The organism is Sporosarcina sp. PTS2304 (genome assembly GCF_003351785.1).
GTDB lineage: Bacteria > Bacillota > Bacilli > Bacillales_A > Planococcaceae > Sporosarcina.
Genome location: NZ_CP031230.1, coordinates 3379128 through 3397829 on the forward strand (window position 1 = coordinate 3379128; position 18702 = coordinate 3397829).

Annotated in this window: 21 protein-coding genes; 20 read left to right on the plus strand and 1 reads right to left on the minus strand. The window is 43.9% G+C overall.

Annotated features, from left to right (window positions below):
- Window positions 1-403: 403 nt before the first annotated feature.
- The 14 genes from DV702_RS16260 to DV702_RS16325 all read left to right on the plus strand — a co-directional run bounded on the left by DV702_RS16260 (window position 404) and on the right by DV702_RS16325 (window position 12060).
- Window positions 404-772, plus strand: a complete 369-nt coding sequence (locus tag DV702_RS16260) for an ATP synthase subunit I (RefSeq protein WP_114925699.1) — start codon at window positions 404-406, stop codon at window positions 770-772.
- Between the two features lie 32 nt (window positions 773-804).
- Window positions 805-1515, plus strand: coding sequence for a F0F1 ATP synthase subunit A (gene atpB / locus DV702_RS16265; RefSeq protein ID WP_114925700.1), 711 nt, complete (start codon window positions 805-807; stop codon window positions 1513-1515).
- A gap of 73 nt (window positions 1516-1588) precedes the next feature.
- Window positions 1589-1801 carry a F0F1 ATP synthase subunit C gene (gene atpE, locus DV702_RS16270; RefSeq protein ID WP_029053447.1) on the plus strand — a complete coding sequence of 71 codons (213 nt, stop codon included), beginning with the start codon at window positions 1589-1591 and terminating at the stop codon, window positions 1799-1801.
- 144 nt (window positions 1802-1945) lie between these two features.
- Window positions 1946-2497 carry a F0F1 ATP synthase subunit B gene (gene atpF, locus DV702_RS16275; protein ID WP_371682766.1) on the plus strand — a complete coding sequence of 184 codons (552 nt, stop codon included), beginning with the start codon at window positions 1946-1948 and terminating at the stop codon, window positions 2495-2497.
- Window positions 2494-3030, plus strand: coding sequence for a F0F1 ATP synthase subunit delta (locus DV702_RS16280; RefSeq protein WP_114925701.1), 537 nt, complete (start codon window positions 2494-2496; stop codon window positions 3028-3030). Before atpF ends, DV702_RS16280 begins: the two co-directional genes overlap by 4 nt.
- Before the next feature lie 24 nt (window positions 3031-3054).
- Window positions 3055-4566 carry a F0F1 ATP synthase subunit alpha gene (atpA, locus tag DV702_RS16285; RefSeq protein ID WP_114925702.1) on the plus strand — a complete coding sequence of 504 codons (1512 nt, stop codon included), beginning with the start codon at window positions 3055-3057 and terminating at the stop codon, window positions 4564-4566.
- A gap of 102 nt (window positions 4567-4668) precedes the next feature.
- Window positions 4669-5526 (plus strand): ATP synthase F1 subunit gamma, encoded by an 858-nt coding sequence (gene atpG / locus DV702_RS16290; RefSeq protein WP_114925703.1) that lies wholly within the window; start codon window positions 4669-4671, stop codon window positions 5524-5526.
- Between the two features lie 35 nt (window positions 5527-5561).
- Window positions 5562-6977: a F0F1 ATP synthase subunit beta gene (gene atpD / locus DV702_RS16295; protein WP_114925704.1), complete on the plus strand. Its 1416-nt coding sequence runs from the start codon at window positions 5562-5564 to the stop codon at window positions 6975-6977.
- Window positions 6978-7001: 24 nt separating this feature from the next.
- Window positions 7002-7406, plus strand: coding sequence for a F0F1 ATP synthase subunit epsilon (locus tag DV702_RS16300; RefSeq protein WP_114925705.1), 405 nt, complete (start codon window positions 7002-7004; stop codon window positions 7404-7406).
- Between the two features lie 73 nt (window positions 7407-7479).
- A complete protein-coding gene (locus DV702_RS16305; protein ID WP_114925706.1) occupies window positions 7480-7713 on the plus strand; it encodes a DUF1146 family protein in 234 nt (77 codons plus the stop codon).
- Window positions 7714-8107: 394 nt separating this feature from the next.
- Window positions 8108-9403 carry a UDP-N-acetylglucosamine 1-carboxyvinyltransferase gene (murA, locus tag DV702_RS16310; RefSeq protein WP_114925707.1) on the plus strand — a complete coding sequence of 432 codons (1296 nt, stop codon included), beginning with the start codon at window positions 8108-8110 and terminating at the stop codon, window positions 9401-9403.
- 304 nt (window positions 9404-9707) lie between these two features.
- A complete protein-coding gene (locus DV702_RS16315; protein WP_114923005.1) occupies window positions 9708-10055 on the plus strand; it encodes an IS66 family insertion sequence element accessory protein TnpA in 348 nt (115 codons plus the stop codon).
- Window positions 10045-10404: an IS66 family insertion sequence element accessory protein TnpB gene (gene tnpB, locus DV702_RS16320; protein ID WP_114925708.1), complete on the plus strand. Its 360-nt coding sequence runs from the start codon at window positions 10045-10047 to the stop codon at window positions 10402-10404. Before DV702_RS16315 ends, tnpB begins: the two co-directional genes overlap by 11 nt.
- Before the next feature lie 60 nt (window positions 10405-10464).
- Entirely contained in the window at window positions 10465-12060 is a 1596-nt protein-coding gene (locus tag DV702_RS16325) for an IS66 family transposase (protein ID WP_114925709.1), read from the plus strand.
- Window positions 12061-12128: 68 nt separating this feature from the next.
- Here DV702_RS16325 and DV702_RS16330 read toward each other — a convergent pair whose 3' ends face one another.
- A complete protein-coding gene (locus tag DV702_RS16330; protein WP_114925710.1) occupies window positions 12129-12362 on the minus strand; it encodes a hypothetical protein in 234 nt (77 codons plus the stop codon).
- 67 nt (window positions 12363-12429) lie between these two features.
- On the opposite strand from DV702_RS16330, the gene spoIID reads away from it, so the two are divergent.
- The 6 genes from spoIID (at window position 12430) to DV702_RS16360 (ending at window position 17909) form a co-directional block, all read left to right on the plus strand.
- Window positions 12430-13377, plus strand: coding sequence for a stage II sporulation protein D (gene spoIID / locus DV702_RS16335; protein WP_114925711.1), 948 nt, complete (start codon window positions 12430-12432; stop codon window positions 13375-13377).
- A 30-nt stretch (window positions 13378-13407) separates the two neighbouring features.
- On the plus strand, window positions 13408-14064 hold the full coding sequence (locus DV702_RS16340; RefSeq protein WP_240315648.1) for a M23 family metallopeptidase: 657 nt from the start codon (window positions 13408-13410) through the stop codon (window positions 14062-14064).
- 110 nt (window positions 14065-14174) lie between these two features.
- On the plus strand, window positions 14175-14447 hold the full coding sequence (locus tag DV702_RS16345) for a sporulation transcriptional regulator SpoIIID (RefSeq protein ID WP_114925713.1): 273 nt from the start codon (window positions 14175-14177) through the stop codon (window positions 14445-14447).
- Between the two features lie 205 nt (window positions 14448-14652).
- On the plus strand, window positions 14653-16296 hold the full coding sequence (locus DV702_RS16350) for a glycerol-3-phosphate dehydrogenase/oxidase (protein ID WP_114925714.1): 1644 nt from the start codon (window positions 14653-14655) through the stop codon (window positions 16294-16296).
- Between the two features lie 38 nt (window positions 16297-16334).
- A complete protein-coding gene (locus DV702_RS16355; RefSeq protein WP_114925715.1) occupies window positions 16335-16898 on the plus strand; it encodes a glycerol-3-phosphate responsive antiterminator in 564 nt (187 codons plus the stop codon).
- A 171-nt stretch (window positions 16899-17069) separates the two neighbouring features.
- Complete coding sequence (locus tag DV702_RS16360) at window positions 17070-17909, plus strand: MIP/aquaporin family protein (RefSeq protein WP_114925716.1); 840 nt, start codon at window positions 17070-17072, stop codon at window positions 17907-17909.
- Window positions 17910-18702 lie beyond the last annotated feature (793 nt).

Below are 18702 nucleotides of genomic sequence, written 5' to 3' on the forward strand. Positions count from 1 at the left end.
CGTTAAAAACAAATATGTCGAACCTTTGACAAAGAGAACGCATTGTGAATTAATTCACTAGAATCAATTGACATAAAAAACACCCTATTGTATGCTAACAAAGGGTAAGATTGATAAGGAACTCATACATATCTATATAACAGAAATGATGTTTTTCGAGGTTTCTAATCTTCACGCCATGAACGTCTGCTCACCATTTTATCAGTGTCGCACTAAACAACGCTACCTGGTGAACAACTCGACGTTTCACTTACAATTTCCAGATTTCTATGCAAGAAATCTATTTTGTTGAAACATGATCAAAACGCCAATGTCTGAATCTGTTCGACAAACATCGAGAGAACTACTGAACACTTCACCACGATCACTCAAATCCAAATACGAAATAGGAGAATCACAGACAATGCAAAGTATGGCAGAAATTTTTAGTCGGCAAAAGAAGAGCTTCTTTTTTTTGCTCGCATTGTTTGCGCTCGGTTGGCTAGTACTGGACTACCGGACAATCTTCGCTGGACTTATTTTAGGCTCAGTTTTCGGAATGTATAACTTTTGGATTTTAGTTCGCCGAATGGAAAGGTTTGACCGTTCCATTGTGGAAGAAAAGCGTGCGAAGTCATTAGGTATGGGCTTGCGTTTTGCATCGGGTGTAGCGGCAGCCGCCATTGCACTAGCACTGCCGGAAGAGTTTGATCTGATCAGTACGGTGATCGGTTTAATGATCCCGTATCTACTATTGTTTACTGGTCATCTGCTGTTCCATTTGAAGCATTGACACTTTACTAGCAAGGGGAGGTGAACAAAAACGTGAATCATGAAAATCCACACTTTGATTTATTCGGAATCGGGTTTAACCCTTCGAATATTTTAATGCTGTTTGTGACGTGTCTAGTCGTCTTCTTGATTGCAGTTGCATCTACTCGCAGGCTTCAGATGAAACCAACGGGCATGCAAAACTTCATGGAGTGGGTAATGGACTTCGTTAAAGGCATCATTAAAAACAACATGGACTGGAAAACGGGAGGCCGCTTCCACGTGCTCGGTATTACCTTAATCATGTTTGTCTTCGTAGCAAATATGTTAGGATTGCCATTTGCAGTCGTTTGGGATCATGAGCTTTGGTGGAAATCTCCAACAGCCGATCCAGTTATCACGTTAACCCTCGCTTCTACAGTTGTTGCGTTAACACACTTCTATGGTATCAAGCAGCTCGGTATCGGAGGGTACTTTAAAACGTACTTCCAGCCAATTCCTTTCTTAGCTCCATTGAAAATCATTGAGGAATTTGCAAATACGTTGACACTCGGTCTTCGTTTGTACGGTAACATTTTCGCAGGTGAGATCTTAATCGGTTTACTTGCAACACTCGGTGCATCCAGTATCTTCGGTTTAGCCGGAGCTGTGATTCCAGCACTCGCTTGGCTAGGTTTCTCCGTGTTCATCGGTGCAATCCAAGCATTTATCTTCGTTATGTTAACGATGGTCTATATGGCTCACAAAGTCAGCACAGACCACTAAACATATAACTACCCTATTTATAGGGAACCAAAACAAAACTATACAAAATATTAGGAGGAAATACACAATGGGTATGGGTTTATTAGCAGCAGCTATTGCAGTTGGTCTAGGTGCACTTGGTGCAGGTATCGGTAACGGTTTGATCGTTTCTAAGACAGTTGAAGGGATCGCTCGTCAACCAGAAGCACGCGGCGTTCTTCAAACAACAATGTTCATCGGGGTTGCATTGGTAGAGGCACTTCCAATCATCGCAACTGTTATTGCGTTTATCGTAATGAATAAATAATTTTTGCAACATATGGCGAAGTACGTATTATAGGTCTTCGCCATTGCTTTATGTCAATAAACATATGAATGATTTAACTAAACATAGAATGCCAATTTGGCGTAAGAAACGTAAGAGTCATGAGCTCTTGAAGGGAGTGAAACAATCGTGTTGGATACCTTCGTTCTTTTAACAGCAAATGCTGACGCAGGATTTTTAGCTAGTTTAAACCAGCGACTCAACTTAGGTGACATCATCGTCACTGTCCTATTTTTCACGATTCTCATGGTACTTCTAAAGAAGTTCGCATGGGGTCCGTTAATGGGTGTGATGGATCAACGGGCGCAATTAATCGCTACGGAGATCGAGCAAGCCGAAAAAAGCCGTCAAGAATCTGCAAAGCTTCTTGAAGAACAACGTGCTCTATTGAAAGAAGCACGCGATAACGCACAATCTATCGTTGAAACAGCAAAGAAACAAGGTGAGACTCAACGTGAAGAGCTGATTACGGCTGCACGCGCTGAAGTAAACCGCATGAAAGAATCTGCAACTCTCGAAATCGCTACAGAAAAAGAGAAAGCAGTTGCAGCAGTTCGCGAAGAATTCGTATCTCTTTCTATCTTGGCTGCGTCTAAAGTTCTTGGGAAAGAAATTTCTGAAGAAGATAACCGCGCATTGATCGAAGAAACGATTGTGAAGGCAGGCGAAGGGCGATGAGCCAATCGGTAATCGCAAAACGTTATGCCGTTGCATTGTTTGAAGCCGCACAGGAAAAGCAACAAACTTCTGCTGTGCAAGCAGATCTAAAAGAGTTGAAAAAGGTATTTGAAGAAGAAAAGGAATTTGGCGAGTTACTAATCTCTCCAAAATTCTCTCCAGAGCAAAAGAAAGAATTCATTGGAAAATTTTTCAGTGAAGCAAATCAATTAGTACTGAACACACTTTATGTACTGATCGACGCAGGTCGTATCGGAGAAACAGTAAATCTTATAAATGATTTCCAAGAACTCGCTAACGAAGCTTCTGGAATTGCTGAAGCAAAAGTCTACTCTACGCGTCCACTAAGCGAAGAGGAAAGCCAAGCTATCTCTACTGCATTCGCACATAAAGTTGGAAAACAGTCATTGAGCATCGAAAATATTATCGATCCAAGCCTAATCGGAGGCATTCGCCTTCAAATAGGTAACCAAATTATCGATAGCAGCATCAGCGCAAAGCTGGCGCGTCTTGAACGTCAATTAATCAATTAATTTGAATTAAGAGGGGTGACATACATGGGCATCAAAGCTGAGGAAATTAGCGGTCTGATCAAATCACAGATCGAAAATTATCAGTCTGAAATGGAAGTAAGTGAAGTAGGTACTGTAATCCGTGTAGGTGACGGTATCGCACTTGCTCATGGCCTCGACAATGTCATGGCGGGGGAACTTCTTGAGTTCTCTACCGGCGTAATGGGTCTGGCACAAAACTTGGAAGCGAACAACGTAGGTATCGTTATCCTTGGGCCATACACAGACATTAAAGAAGGCGATGAAGTTCGTCGTACAGGTCGTATTATGGAAGTACCAGTCGGAGAAGAATTGATCGGCCGTGTCGTCAATTCACTTGGACAACCAGTTGACGGATTAGGTCCGATCAACACAACAAAAACTCGTCCTATCGAAAGCCCTGCACAGGGTGTAATGGCGCGTAAATCAGTTCACGAACCACTGCAAACAGGTATCAAAGCGATTGACGCTCTTGTTCCAATCGGTCGTGGACAACGTGAATTAATCATCGGTGACCGTCAAACAGGTAAAACAACTGTTGCGATTGACGCAATCCTAAACCAAGCAGATCAAGACATGATTTGTATCTATGTTGCCATTGGTCAAAAAGAATCTACTGTTCGTGGAGTAGTTGAAACTCTACGCAGAAACGGTGCACTTGATTACACAATCGTCGTCACTGCATCTGCATCAAGCCCGTCTCCAATGCTCTTCTTAGCACCGTATACAGGTATTTCGATGGCAGAAGAATTTATGTTCGAAGGCAAACACGTGCTAATCGTTTATGATGATCTATCTAAACAAGCAGCAGCTTACCGTGAACTTTCCTTGCTACTTCGTCGTCCTCCAGGTCGTGAAGCATATCCGGGAGACGTCTTCTACTTACACAGCCGCCTACTTGAGCGTGCTGCAAAGTTGAATGACTCACTAGGAGCAGGTTCAATTACAGCATTGCCGTTCGTTGAGACACAAGCCGGAGATATCTCTGCTTATATCCCAACAAACGTAATTTCAATTACGGATGGACAAATCTTCCTTCAGTCCGATCTATTCTTCTCAGGCGTACGTCCTGCTATCAACGCAGGTCTTTCCGTATCCCGTGTAGGTGGATCAGCGCAAATTAAAGCGATGAAGAAAGTTGCCGGTACACTTCGTTTGGACTTGGCTGCATTCCGTGAACTTGAAGCATTCTCACAATTCGGTTCGGATCTAGATCCAACAACAAGAGCGAAACTAGACCGCGGTCAGCGTACAGTTGAAATCTTGAAGCAGGACTTGAACAAGCCGTTGAAAGTCGAGTACCAAGTAATCAGTCTTTATGCGCTGACACGCGGCTACCTTGACGATATTCCAGTAAGAGACGTATTGCGTTTTGAAAGTGAAATCACTAGCTGGTTAGAATCCAATCACACGCAAGTATATGATCACATCCGTACGACAAAAGATCTTCCAGCAGATGATATCATGAGCGCGGCGTTTAACGAATTCAAGAAAAACTTCGTAGTTTCTGAAGCATAATTTTTCTGAACTCACATAAAACCTCTAGTGAGTGCCTACAATTGGAAGCACTCACTAAAGGTAAGATTGAATAAATCTTAAAATAAAGGTGGTGAATAGCCAGTGGCGTCCTTACGCGAGATAGAAAGCCGTATTGCTTCAACAAAAAAGACGAGTCAAATTACGAAAGCCATGCAAATGGTTTCTGCTTCCAAACTAAACCGTGCAGAAGTGAACGCGAAGAAATTCGTTCCTTACATGGATAAAGTAGAAGAAGTAGTAGGTGCTATTGCAGCCGTTACAAAAGATTCTGGGCATCCAATGCTAACTGCACGTCCCGTAAAGAAAACTGCGTATATCGTAGTCACTTCTGACCGTGGATTGGTAGGGGGATACAACGCGCATATTTTCCGTGCAGTTACCCGTGCAATCGAACAGCGCCACAAGTCAAAAGACGAAGTGGTCATTATCGCAATCGGTCGAAAAGGATTGGAATTTTTCAGTCGTCTAGGTTTCCAAATTGAAGAAAGTTTGGTTGGTCTTTCGGATCATCCTCGTTTTGAAGAAGTAAAAGATATCGCGAATCGGGCTGTTGGCATGTTCACAGAAGGCGTTTATGATGAAGTGTACTTATATTACAACCACTTCATCTCCGCCATCTCCAACGAAGCAACTGAACGTAAATTGCTTCCACTCACAGATATTTCATCCGTATCTGCAACTTCATCATATGAGTTCGAGCCTTCAGCTGAAGCGATTCTCGAAACACTTCTTCCTCAATACACGGAGAGTCTCATTTATGGAGCAGTACTGGATGGAAAAGCGAGCGAACATGCTTCCAGTATGACAGCGATGAAGACGGCAACAGACAATGCGTCTGAACTAATTGATTCGTTAACATTACAATTTAACCGTGCACGTCAAGCAGCGATTACTCAGGAAATCACTGAAATCGTAGCGGGCGTAGCAGCACTCGAATAAATCATTTGATGGTAAGTAAGACAGGAGGGAAAAGCATGAGTAATGGACATATTCTTCAAGTTATGGGTCCAGTTGTTGACGTGAAATTTGAAAACGGTCAGCTTCCAGCGATCTATAATGCATTGAAGGTTAACATCGATCGTTCCAATGGAGTAGTCGAAGTTTTGACTCTAGAAGTAGCACTTCACCTTGGTGACGATGCAGTTCGTACGATTGCGATGTCCTCGACAGATGGTCTGAAACGTGGTACGCCAGTAGTAAATACAGGTGCACCGATTTCTGTTCCAGTCGGAGACGTTACACTCGGACGTGTATTTAACGTACTAGGTGAGGAAATTGACCTTGCTGAGCCAGTTCCGGCTGATTCACAACGTGATCCAATTCACCGTTCTGCACCAACATTCGAACACCTTTCTACAGAGGTAGAAATTCTTGAAACTGGAATTAAAGTAGTAGACTTGCTTGCACCATACATCAAGGGTGGTAAAATCGGTCTCTTCGGTGGTGCCGGTGTTGGTAAAACAGTTCTAATTCAAGAGTTGATCAACAACATCGCACAAGAACACGGTGGTATTTCCGTATTCGCAGGTGTTGGAGAGCGTACTCGTGAAGGAAATGACTTGTTCTTTGAAATGACAGATTCAGGTGTTATCAAGAAAACGGCAATGGTATTTGGTCAGATGAACGAGCCACCTGGTGCACGTATGCGCGTAGCACTTTCTGGTTTGACTATGGCTGAGCACTTCCGTGATGAGCAAGGACAAGACGTTCTATTGTTCATCGATAACATCTTCCGCTTTACACAAGCAGGTTCTGAAGTTTCCGCTCTACTTGGACGTATGCCTTCTGCGGTTGGTTACCAGCCGACATTGGCTACAGAAATGGGTCAGTTACAAGAGCGTATTACGTCAACAAACAAAGGATCAGTTACATCGATCCAGGCAATCTATGTACCAGCGGATGACTATACGGATCCAGCTCCGGCAACAACTTTCGCTCACTTAGATGCAACAACGAACTTGGAGCGTAAACTATCAGAGATGGGTATTTACCCAGCTGTTGATCCACTAGCTTCTTCTTCACGTGCATTGAGTGCAGAAATCGTTGGAGCAGAACATTACCGTGTAGCACGTGAAGTACAAACTACACTTCAGCGTTACCGTGAATTGCAAGATATCATCGCAATCTTAGGTATGGATGAATTAGACGAAGATGACAAGCAAGTTGTTGACCGTGCGCGTCGTATTCAGTTCTTCTTGTCTCAAAACTTCCACGTAGCTGAACAATTTACAGGACAAAAAGGTTCTTACGTTCCAGTTGCTGAAACAATCAAAGGCTTTGGTGAAATCTTAGAAGGTAAATATGACCATTTACCTGAAGATGCATTCCGTTTAGTCGGACGTATCGAAGAAGTTATCGAAAAAGCAAAAGGCATGGGCGTAGAAGTCTAAGAAAAGGGACCAGGAGGGAAAAAAATGAGTAAAATCAAAGTGAATATCGTCACTCCCGACGGCCCTGTTTGTGAAATGGAAGCGAACATGGTGATTGCAGTTACCGAAGCTGGTGAGATTGGGGTACTTCCCGGCCACATCGCTATGGTAGCACCACTTCAAATTGGTGCACTTCGCCTGAAAACAGATGGTAAGACAGAAACTGTCGCAGTCCACGGAGGTTTCATTGAGGTCCGTCCCGAAGTGGTTACTGTGCTTGCGCAAAGTGCGGAAATGGCTGAGTCCATTGACATCGCTCGTGCAAAAAGAGCAGCAGAAAAAGCTGAGAATGATTTGAAGAATAAATCAGACGATCTGAATCAGCGCCTTGCTGAACTTGATTTAAAGCGTGCCATCAACCGTATGCAAGTGTACGAGCAACGTGCATAATATAGTATAAAAAAAGGACGGACAGATATTGTTTCTGTACGTCCTTTTTTTTATAAAGAAAGGATGATATTCAATGGACAGTATGTTAGGCAGCAATCCGTTACTCGCCATTGTGTCACATATATTTTTTATAGGTATTAGTTTCTATGCATTACAAGCTATTCTTCCAGAAGCTATTATTCGAAAAAACCGTGTGTTCCAAACACAACTTTTGTTTATTTTGTTAAGTATTACAATTGGTAGCACAGTATCAAAATTCTTTTTAGACATATCCTATTGGTCAGGAAGATGGGCTACTTGGTTTTGATTTCCTTCAGCTAAAGCTCTTTAAAAAATAGTCGTAGGAAATAGAACTCTAGCTGAAAGAAATCAAGACATTAGAACAAGAAATAAAAAAATTCTTCAAAAACGTGTACATGAAAAGAAAATAGGGTATGAAACGTACTATGGTTCATTTTTTTGTTAAAAAGTTGAATCACAATCTGTCGAAACGTCACATATACTGAAACACGCGAGAAATACACGGTAATTGCGCCAGAAGTTACTTGTCTAGTGAAGTTTTACAAGGTACAATAGTATATGTTTTACAAGTAAAGTAATTATTTAAACCATAATTTAAACAAAATATTGAAAATACGTATGGATGATTTCTAATAACTGGCTGTGGATAGAAGGATAAATTGGACTCGGAGGGGCTACTGGTGGAAAAAATTATTATTAATGGCGGACGGACTTTACAAGGGAACGTACGTGTAGAAGGTGCGAAAAACGCGGTATTACCGATATTGGCTGCTGCTTTATTGGCATCTGAGGGAGTGAATGTCATTCGTGACGTTCCTAGTCTTTCAGATGTCCGGACAATCAATGAAGTGCTTAAGAGCTTGAATGCGAAAATTACACATGACCCAGAAAGAAATGAAGTCATTGTAGATTCACGCGGCAGACTGGCAGATGAGGCACAATTTGAGTTTGTACGTAAAATGCGCGCATCCATCTTAGTAATGGGTCCGTTACTGGCTCGTAACGGATTTGCTCGTGTCGCATTACCAGGAGGCTGTGCAATCGGATCAAGACCAATCGATCAACATTTAAAAGGTTTCGAAGCAATGGGTGCGGAGATTACTTTTGGGCATGGGCATGTTGAAGCGAAAGTGAACGGACGATTAAAAGGTGCAAAGATTTATTTGGATTTCCCAAGTGTGGGTGCAACAGAGAACATCATGACGGCAGCAGCATTGGCAGAAGGTACAACAGTGATTGAAAACGCAGCAAAAGAACCGGAAATCGTTGACTTAGCGAACTTCATCAATGAAATGGGTGGAAAAGTAATCGGTGCAGGTACAGACAATATTCGTATTGAAGGTGTTCCTACACTGTATGCAACAACACACCACATTATTCCAGACCGTATCGAAGCGGGAACGTTCATGGTAGCTGCTGCCATCACTCAAGGAGATATAGTAATCGAAAATGCAGTTCCTGAACACTCGACTGCTTTAATCTCTAAACTGACTGAAATGGGCGTAGTCATTACGGAATTGGATGAAGGTGTCCGCGTCACTGCGAAACATCCATTGAAGGCCGTCGACTTAAAAACGATGCCGCATCCAGGATTTCCAACCGATATGCAGTCACAAATGATGGCATTGATGCTAAAGGCAACAGGAATTGGTGTATTAACAGAAACGGTATTTGAAAATCGTTTCATGCACGTGGAAGAATTCCGCCGCATGAACGCAGACGTGAAAATTGAAGGACGTTCTGTCATCGTATCAGGACCTTCTAAAATTCAAGGAGCGGAAGTCGCAGCAACTGATTTACGCGCAGCCGCTTCACTGATTTTAGCAGGACTCGTTGCTGAGGGCGTGACACGAGTAACCGAACTTATCCATTTAGATCGCGGCTATGTGGACTTCGACAAGAAACTAAAAGCACTAGGCGCAGATATTACACGCGTTTCAACAGAACAAGAAATTACAGAATCACAACTGGCATAATCCAAAAAGTCATGAACATTCCACTGTTCATGGCTTTTTTTGTTGGAATCAATGAGCGGAAGTCTCCATTCTATGATCGCATCACGCCATTCTATGAGCGCATCATGCCATTCAATGAGCGGAAGTCTTCATTCTATGATCGGAAGTCTCCACCCTATGAGCGCATCATGCCATCCAATGAGCGGAAGTCTCCGTTCTATGATCGCATCACGCCATTCAATGTAAGCGTCAAAAGAAGGACACATTCCTCTCTTCCTCTTTTAATGAGAAACTATGACTAGCTTATTGGAAAGGAAGTAGAGAAATGAATGAACCAACCCTTCAGCCCTTGGCTGAGCACAGTAAAACCGATTTGGAATGGACAGAAATCATCGAAGAGTGGCGACGAAGTGGAGAAAATATGGCCGAGTGGGTCAGAAGACAAAGCGATTTCTCCTATGATCAATTCGCAAAAGCACGGAGGCGGCTCTCTCCGGAGGATACACGCAAAGGAGAATTTTTGGAATCCAAAACCACTTGGTCATCTGTTGCGGTCGCCCTCCCTTCTTCCACAGTAGATCTTCATTATCGGGACTACAAATTGGTGATCAGCAGCGGCTTCGACCGCGAACTGGTACAAGAGTTACTGGAGGTGTTGGCTGATGCGAATTAATCTGGAAGGTATTCAGGGGATTTATCTGGCACATGGCGCAACGGATATGCGGCTGTCCATTGATGGTCTGTCTGCGAAGGTGCAGGAAACCTTTCAGGCAAATCCGTGTTCCTCCAATTTATTTATCTTTTGTAACCGGGATCGCGACCGTTTAAAAATCCTACACTGGGACTACAATGGCTTCTGGTTGTACTACCGGCGACTGGAAACTGGCCGCTTTCACTGGCCTGACGGCCAAGAACAAGAAACCACGTCTATCAGCCCGCGCCAGCTTCAATGGATGCTCGATGGATTGACTATTGAAGAAGGAAAAGTCTTCCCCCGTATACTCGGAAACAAAATCGTATAAATCACAAAGTTTTTTTAAAAAGCAGAAGGACTTTGTCAGCTTTTGGCGAATTTTACTTTTATGAAAACTAATCAGAAGATCTCATCCCATACAACTGAACAGAATGACCGTGTAACTGTGTTGGAACAAGAAGTCGCGAGATTGTCCGCTTTGGTGTCTTGGTACGAGGAGCAGTTTCGTTTGAAAAAAAGTAAGAAATTTGGACGCTCCAGCGAAAAGGCACCGAAAGGCCAGATGGAGATGGAATTGTTTAATGAAGCAGAAGCACTGCTAGATGCTTCTGCTGAACCATCTTCAGAACCTGAAGAGGTGATTTCGGGATCTTCACCTGCGAAAAAAACTCCACGGGAAACACGCACGACTTTCTCTGCCGATCTGCCGGTGGAGAGTGTGACATACAGCTTGCCCCCAGAGGAGCAGGCTTGTTTAGATTGCGGTCACCCAATGCATGTCATGAAAAAAGAAGTTCGCCGCGAACTCGTGGTTATCCCAGCACAAGTGAAAGTCGTCGAACACGAACGGGAAGTCTATGCCTGCAGGCATTGCGATCAAGAAGGCATCCAGACACCGATTGTTCAGGCACCAATGCCCAATCCGGTATTGCCAAAAAGTATGGCCTCGCCCTCGATCCTGTCATTTTTGATTACTCAAAAATACTTGTTCGGCATGCCGCTCTATCGGTTAGAGGAAGTTTTTCGACAGGCAGGCGCGCCGCTTTCAAGGCAGACCCTCTCCAATTGGTTAATGAATGTGTCCGATCGGTGGTTTGAACCGCTCTATGAGAATATGCGACAGCGTATTTTGTCAGCCGACTACCTTCATGCAGACGAAACCAGTGTGCAGGTCTTGCGTGAAAAAGGACGTAGTCCCTCTGCCACTTCCTATATGTGGCTGTACCGTACCGGGAAGTTTGATGTCCCTTGCGTGGTATATGACTACCAGCCTGGTCGGGGATCGGAATACCCGAAACAATTTCTGGAAGGCTATGCCGGTACGCTTCATGTAGATGGTTATAAAGCTTATGAAAGCCTGCAAAGTGTACGGCTATCAGGCTGTTGGGCACATCTGCGCCGAAAGTTTGATGAAGCCCTGCGCGCCATTCCGAAAAAATCGAAGAGGCGGCGTACGCTGACAGAGGAAGCAGTCAATCAAATCGGCAAGATTTATGGAGCGGAATCAGAAATAAAGGAGCTTACTCCTTCCGAACGGCTTGAGGTACGCAAGAAAAAAATTGAGCCCCTAGTGGAGGCTTTTTTCGCCTGGGTAAAAACTGTCCGAATAGATGTACTGCCGAAAAGCAAGCTTGGTGAGGCGCTAACATATGCCGTCAATCAGGAAAAGAAATTGAGGCAGCCATTTCTAGATGGTTATCTGGAGATAGATAATAACCGTGCCGAACGAAGCATCAAGCCGTTTGTGATCGGCCGAAAGAACTGGCTCTTCTCGGTCACACCTAGAGGCGCAACAGCGAGCGCAAGAATGTACAGCCTGATCGTAACTGCGAAAGAAAACCAGCTGGATGTCCCTCACTATTTAACGTATCTTCTTGAAAAGCTGCCTAACTTAGATCTGGCAGATGACGAACAGTTGGAACAACTGATGCCTTGGTCTTCGACTTTGCCTGAACAGTGTTATCAAGGTAAAGAAGGAATATAAATCAACATATATACTTATCTAGTATAAAGAGAACCACATCTCATTTAAAGGTGTGGTTCTTTTGACGCTTACCATTCAATGAGCGGAATACCCCGTTCTATGAGCGCATCATGCCGTTCAATGAGCGGAAGTCTCCGTTCTATGATCGCATCACGCCATTCAATGAGCGGAATACCCCGTTCTATGAGCGCATCATGCCATTCAATGAGCGGAATTCTCCACCCTATGATCGCATCACGCCGTTCAATGAGCGGAATACCCCGTTCTATGATCGCATCACTCCATTCAATGAGCGACCCCAAACCCTACTACACCTCATAATTCATCCCTCCAAGGAATACCTCATAAAAAAAACGCATATAGTCCAGTATGTACAAAAAACTACTCCTTTTATTCATCATTCTTACTTTATTTTCTATTCCACTACTTGCGAGACAAGCGCCAGAGCGTCAACTGGTAGACCAACGAAAGGAGAGCTATTGCGACATTATGATAACGGTGATTGGCGTGGACGAACCATTACCACTTGAAGAATATGTAGTAGGTGTAGTTGCGGGAGAGATGCCGGCTACTTTTCATGAAGAGGCGTTGAAAGCGCAAGTGATTGCGGCACGTACGTATGCTGCACGAAATACAGATAAAGGCGCCAAGCCGATTGCGAAAGACGTCTCTGCACAAGTATATCGAACAGAAGCTGAACGGAAGGAACGCTGGGGGAAATCTTATAAGGAGAATGAGAAAAAGATTAGAATGGCAGCAGAAGCGACGAAAGGAGATATTATCGTTCATGGAGAGGAAATCATCTCTGCCATGTTCTTCTCTACTTCTAACGGGAAAACGGAAGCGGCTCAAAACTTTAGCGGCAATCCGGTAGAGTATTTGCAAAGCGTCGAAAGTCCAGGTGAAGAAAAGGTAGCGCCCGCCGTCGAGCGGCAACAGCAAGTAACCTTAACGGAATGGAACCGCAAGCTCGGATTAAACTGGGATGCCAATCAATTCCGCGAACTCCAATTAGTAAGAAACCAGACAGGGCGCGTACAAAAAATTGTTGCAGGACAATATGAAACGAGTGGTCGACAAGTTCGGGAAAAACTTCATTTAGCTTCAACCGATTTCAATATCGCTTATGACGTGAACAATCAAATTGTCCATATAACGACTGTTGGATATGGGCACGGCGTCGGGATGAGTCAGTATGGAGCAGAGGCATTCGCCCAAAAAGGTTGGACCGCAGAACAAATTGTCACCCATTATTATACAGGCACTACTATACAAAAAATAAATTTACCTGAAGACGAATGTTTAAAATCCCCTTAACTTGCTCACAATGCAAGTGAGGTGATGAACATGAGAGAAGAAAAACCAAAGGCCCCTTCTCAGGAGAAGAAGAAAATGAAAAACGGCTGGTTCTGGCCTGCCATTTATACGAGCGTCGCGCTCCTATTCATCGGTATGGTTTGGGGATACTCTGCACTGACAACGGAAGATGCTGCACCGTCTGAAGTAGCAAAGATTGATCAGCCAAAAGAAAATGACACGGTAGAAACAAATGCAATAAAAGAAACATTGAAGTATCCATTTCATGAAGACCAAGTAGATCAAGTCGCTATTTTACAAGAATTTTATGATCCCGAAGCAGATGAAACAGTCCGTGAAAAGGCTTTACTCGTATTCAAACAGTCTTATGTGACGAGCACAGGTCTCTCACTATCGATGGAAGGGGAACCTTTCGAAGTTGTCGCTGCCATGAGTGGGACAGTCGATAAAGTAATCGTAGATTCATTTAAAGGTACTGAAATCAGGCTGAAACACGCGGACGGTAAAACGACTGTGTATGGTTCGTTGACTGGAGTGCTTGTAAAGGAAGGCGATCAAGTACAGCAAGGACAAGTGCTTGCGACAACTACACAAAATGAGTGGAATCCAGAAGCGGGTGTTCACTTGCAGTTTGAAATTCGTCAAGATGGCGTAGCAGTAAATCCACATGATTATTTAGCATTCTAATATAGTTCACATGAAGCCATTCCAGCCCCCGGAATGGCTTTTTCATATGTTCTTAAAGGCTCGCATACAATAACATACCGAAAAGGAGTGAAAAGAGAAAGGAAGAGGGCGTGCACGAGCAAATTAGAAGGCGTTGCGTACGTCTAGGTAAGTTGTTAATTGAAACAAAACTGACAGTGCGCGCGTTAGCCAATGCGACCGGCTATTCCAAAAGTACAGTTCACAAAGATTTGACCGAGCGGCTGCCGAATGTAGATCCCGGCCTTTCAAAACAAGTCGCTGAAATTCTCGCGTATCATAAATCCATCCGTCACTTACGCGGAGGAGAAGCCACCCGACAAAAATGGAAAAATGAAAATGTAGCGCAAAAAGCAGATGTGTAGAATTACTATATACGCATAATAGCGGTCTTTATAATTGTCAATAAAAAATATACAAATCCTACTAGTTGTAATCTACTAGAAATATGGTACGATGAAAGTAAGTTAATACATCTGGTTTGAGTCATTGAGAGACCTCGAAATCAATTGCATCCGTGCAATTGTTATTTCGAGGTCTCTTTTTATTTTATTTTAAGGAGAGAGACAGATGACAACATTTTCTTCATTGGAACGTCAAACGGTAGTAGACCAATTGCAAGCAGAGGCATTTGATGTAGTAGTGATTGGCGGAGGCATTACAGGAGCAGGGATCGCGTTGGACGCGGTGACTAGAGGACTGAAGACAGCGTTAATTGAAATGCAGGATTTCGCATCGGGTACATCCAGTCGTTCCACGAAGCTCGTTCACGGTGGACTGCGTTATTTGAAACAATTCGAAATGAAGGAAGTGGCAGAACTAGGGAAGGAACGCGCGATTGTTTATGAGAATGGCCCCCATGTCACGACACCGGAGCGTATGTTATTGCCATTTCATAAAGGCGGCACGTTCGGAAGCTTTTCCACATCGATTGGATTGAAGGTATATGATTTTTTAGCAGGCGTTAAAAAGTCTGAACGCCGTACGATGTTGACGGTTGCTCAGACATTGAAAAAAGCACCACTTGTTAAGAGAGAAGGACTGCAAGGCAGCGGCATGTATGTCGAGTACCGCACAGATGATGCACGGTTAACGATTGAAGTAATGAAAGCGGCCGCCGAGAAAGGTGCTACTATTATAAATTACGCTACCGCGGAAGGTTTTGTTTATGATGAGCAGAATCATATTTCAGGCGTTCGTGTAAACGAAACGATCGGCGACCAAAAATTTACGATCCAAGCAAAAAAAGTCGTCAATGCAGCAGGTCCTTGGGTAGATGAAGTGAAAACGATGGATGGTGCATCAAAAGGCAAGCATTTAATCCTTTCTAAAGGAATTCACCTCGTCTTTGATCAATCAGTGTTTCCGCTTCAGCAAGCAATCTATTTTGATACGACTGATCAGCGAATGATTTTTGCAATTCCGCGCGAAGGAAAAACGTATGTAGGTACGACAGATACGTTTTATGAAGGAGATCCAAAAGAGATGCAAATGACGAAAGAGGATCGCAATTACATTTTGAACGCGATTCAATTCATGTTCCCAGACGTGCGAGTATCTAAAGAAGATGTGGAGTCTAGTTGGGCCGGAGTTCGACCGCTCGTTCATGAAGAAGGAAAAAGCCCTTCAGAAATCTCAAGAAAAGATGAAGTGTGGGTATCTGATAAGGGGCTAATTACGATTGCTGGCGGTAAGTTAACCGGCTACCGTAAAATGGCTGAAACCGTAGTCAATAAAATTGTTCAACAACTGACAAATGAAACAGGCAGAAAGTTTCCGCGCAGCATTACGAAACACTTCCCGATATCTGGTGGAGATATTGGTGGATCAGCAAACTACAGCCAATTTATCGGACAGGCGATTGAACGGGGACGCAAACTTGGCTTTACAGAACGGGAAAGTAAACATTTAGCAGCACTATACGGCTCTAATGTGGACAAAGTATTCAACATACCGTTCGAACCAGTGAGCGACATGCCGCGTATTTTATACGTGAAGTTACGTTATGCGATAGAACATGAAATGACGATGAAACCAGCAGACTTCTTCGTGCGTCGTACCGGGGACTTATATTTCCATATCGATAATGTATATGCAGGAAAGTCAGACGTTCTAGAAGAAATGACCGCCATTCTTCAGTGGACGGAAGGTCAGCGTACGCAGGCAGAACGAGAATTAGACGAAGAAATTAGAAAAGCGACGACTGTAAAATGATATGCTGTAAGTAACACCGCATGTAAGGGGAGAAGTATATGTACTTTAATGGCCAGAAAATTTTACCCGCAGCGAGAACGACGAAACAATTTGAGAAGTTGCTAGACAGTCCGTTTGAATATATTGTCTTATTGGAAGTACACATCAGCAATGTCAAAACATTAAAGTATGAAGCAGATAAACGACAAAAAAAGCTTATTATCCATGCCGATTTGATTCAGGGATTAAAGACTGATAATTTTGCGGCAGAGTTTCTATGTAATGATGTGCATCCGGCAGGAATTATTTCTACTCGTTCGAATATGATTGCGAAAGCGAAAACGAAAGGCATTATTGCGATCCAGCGCATGTTCCTGCTGGACACGATTGCACTGGAAAAAAGCTATTCGCTGATTAAACAGACCGCCCCGGACTTTATTGAAATGTTGCCGGGAGTCATACCGGAATTAATCGAAGAAGTGCAACAGCAGACGGGTATTCCGATCATAAATGGTGGCTTAATACGAACGAAAAAACATATCGACGATGCGCTGGCAGCAGGAGCGATTGCGGTTACTACTTCCGATCATGCATTGTGGGAGAGCTTTACAGAAAAGATATAAAGTAGAAATTATTGTTGACAGACAATTTCCGCGCAGATATACTGGATAGTAAGTTCATACAAGTGGTTGAGTACAGGAGCCCACAATTATTTTCTCGCATTAGGCGGGGATTTAATTGTGGGCTTTTTCGTGTGTTGTAACTGCACATCAAAAATGAGGAGGCGAGAAAGGATGACACCTTTTATTGGCGAATTGGTAGGTACGATGATTTTGATTATTTTAGGTGGCGGCGTGGTAGGCGGTGTTCTCATGAAAAAGTCTAAATCTGAAAATGCGGGTTGGATTGTAATTACGGTAGGTTGGGGACTCGCGGTAGCTGTCGGAATTTATGCAGTGGATGGAGCGAGTGGAGCTCACTTGAATCCGGCAGTTACGATCGGGCTGGCAAGTATTGGAGATTTTGCATGGGCGGACGTACCAATGTATATCGTGGCGCAGTTACTAGGCGCATTCATTGGTGCGGTCATCGTCTATTTTCATTATTTACCTCACTGGAAAGAAACGACTGACAAAGAAGCGAAACTATCGGTTTTTGCGACAGTTCCCGCCATTCGTCATCCATTATCCAACGTGACGAGCGAAATTATTGGCACATTTGTACTCGTACTCGGCATTTTATCGATTGGAGCGAATGAATTTACAGAAGGACTGAACCCGCTCATTGTCGGTGCGCTCATTATCGCGATCGGAATGTCGCTCGGCGGAACGACAGGGTACGCGATTAATCCAGCGCGCGATCTAGGGCCGCGCATTGCACATTTCTTGCTGCCGATTCCAGGAAAAGGATCATCGGATTGGCGCTATGCGTGGATTCCAATTGTCGGTCCTATTCTCGGTGGAGTATTTGGCGCATTATTTTATAAACAATTTTTCATGACAGAAAACAGCGTAGCTTTCTGGATCGTTGGCGGAATCGTCTTAGCTGTTTTAGTAGGTGCTCATTATTCTGTACGGAAATCACTTGATTCAGTCTATGAAATGCAAGGGGTTACAAAGGTGGAGATGAAGTAACGGTGTGTATAATAGGTACTGTATCACAGCTTTTGATTAACTACATGATGTCTAGTTCGTTTGTTTAATAACTGTCTGGAATATAGTGATTATATGATGGAGTGAGGCTGAATTAGCATGTCTTACGGCTTGCGCTTCCAGACGATACGCTTTCCGGAGGGGACGCGGCGGACCTCGCAAAAGTACGCTGCGAGTTACACCTGTCGTCCTGATCCTCTCGGAGTCGATCGTCTTCCAGCACAAGCCGGACTTAGTGTAGGCAAGACAGTTTGATCACTCTTTGTAGAGGGTGAATGACTACGTGGGCTTGTCTGCTACTTCATGTTCGTTTATTAGATGGAGTGAAGCTGACTTGAAGAGTCATGCGGCTTGCGCTTCCAGACGATACGCTTTCCGGAGGGGACGCGGCGGACCTCGCAAAAGTATGCTGCGAGTTACACCTGTCGTCCTGATCCTCTCGGAGTCAATCGTCTTCCAGCTTCAGCCGTACTTTGTGTAGGCAAGACAGTTTGATCACTCTTTGTAGAGGGTGAATGACTACGTGGGCTTGTCTGCTACTTTATATTCGTTTGTTAGATGGAGTGAAGCTGACTTGAAGAGTCTTGCGGCTTGCGCTTCCAGACGATACGCTTTCCGGAGGGGACGCGGTGGACCTCGCAAAAGTATGCTGCGAATTACACCTGTCGTCCTGATCCTCTCGGAGTCGATCGTCTTCCAGCTTCAGCCGAACTTTGTGTAGGCAAGACAGTTTGATCACTCTTTGTATGTGGCGAAAGACCAACATCAGCTACTA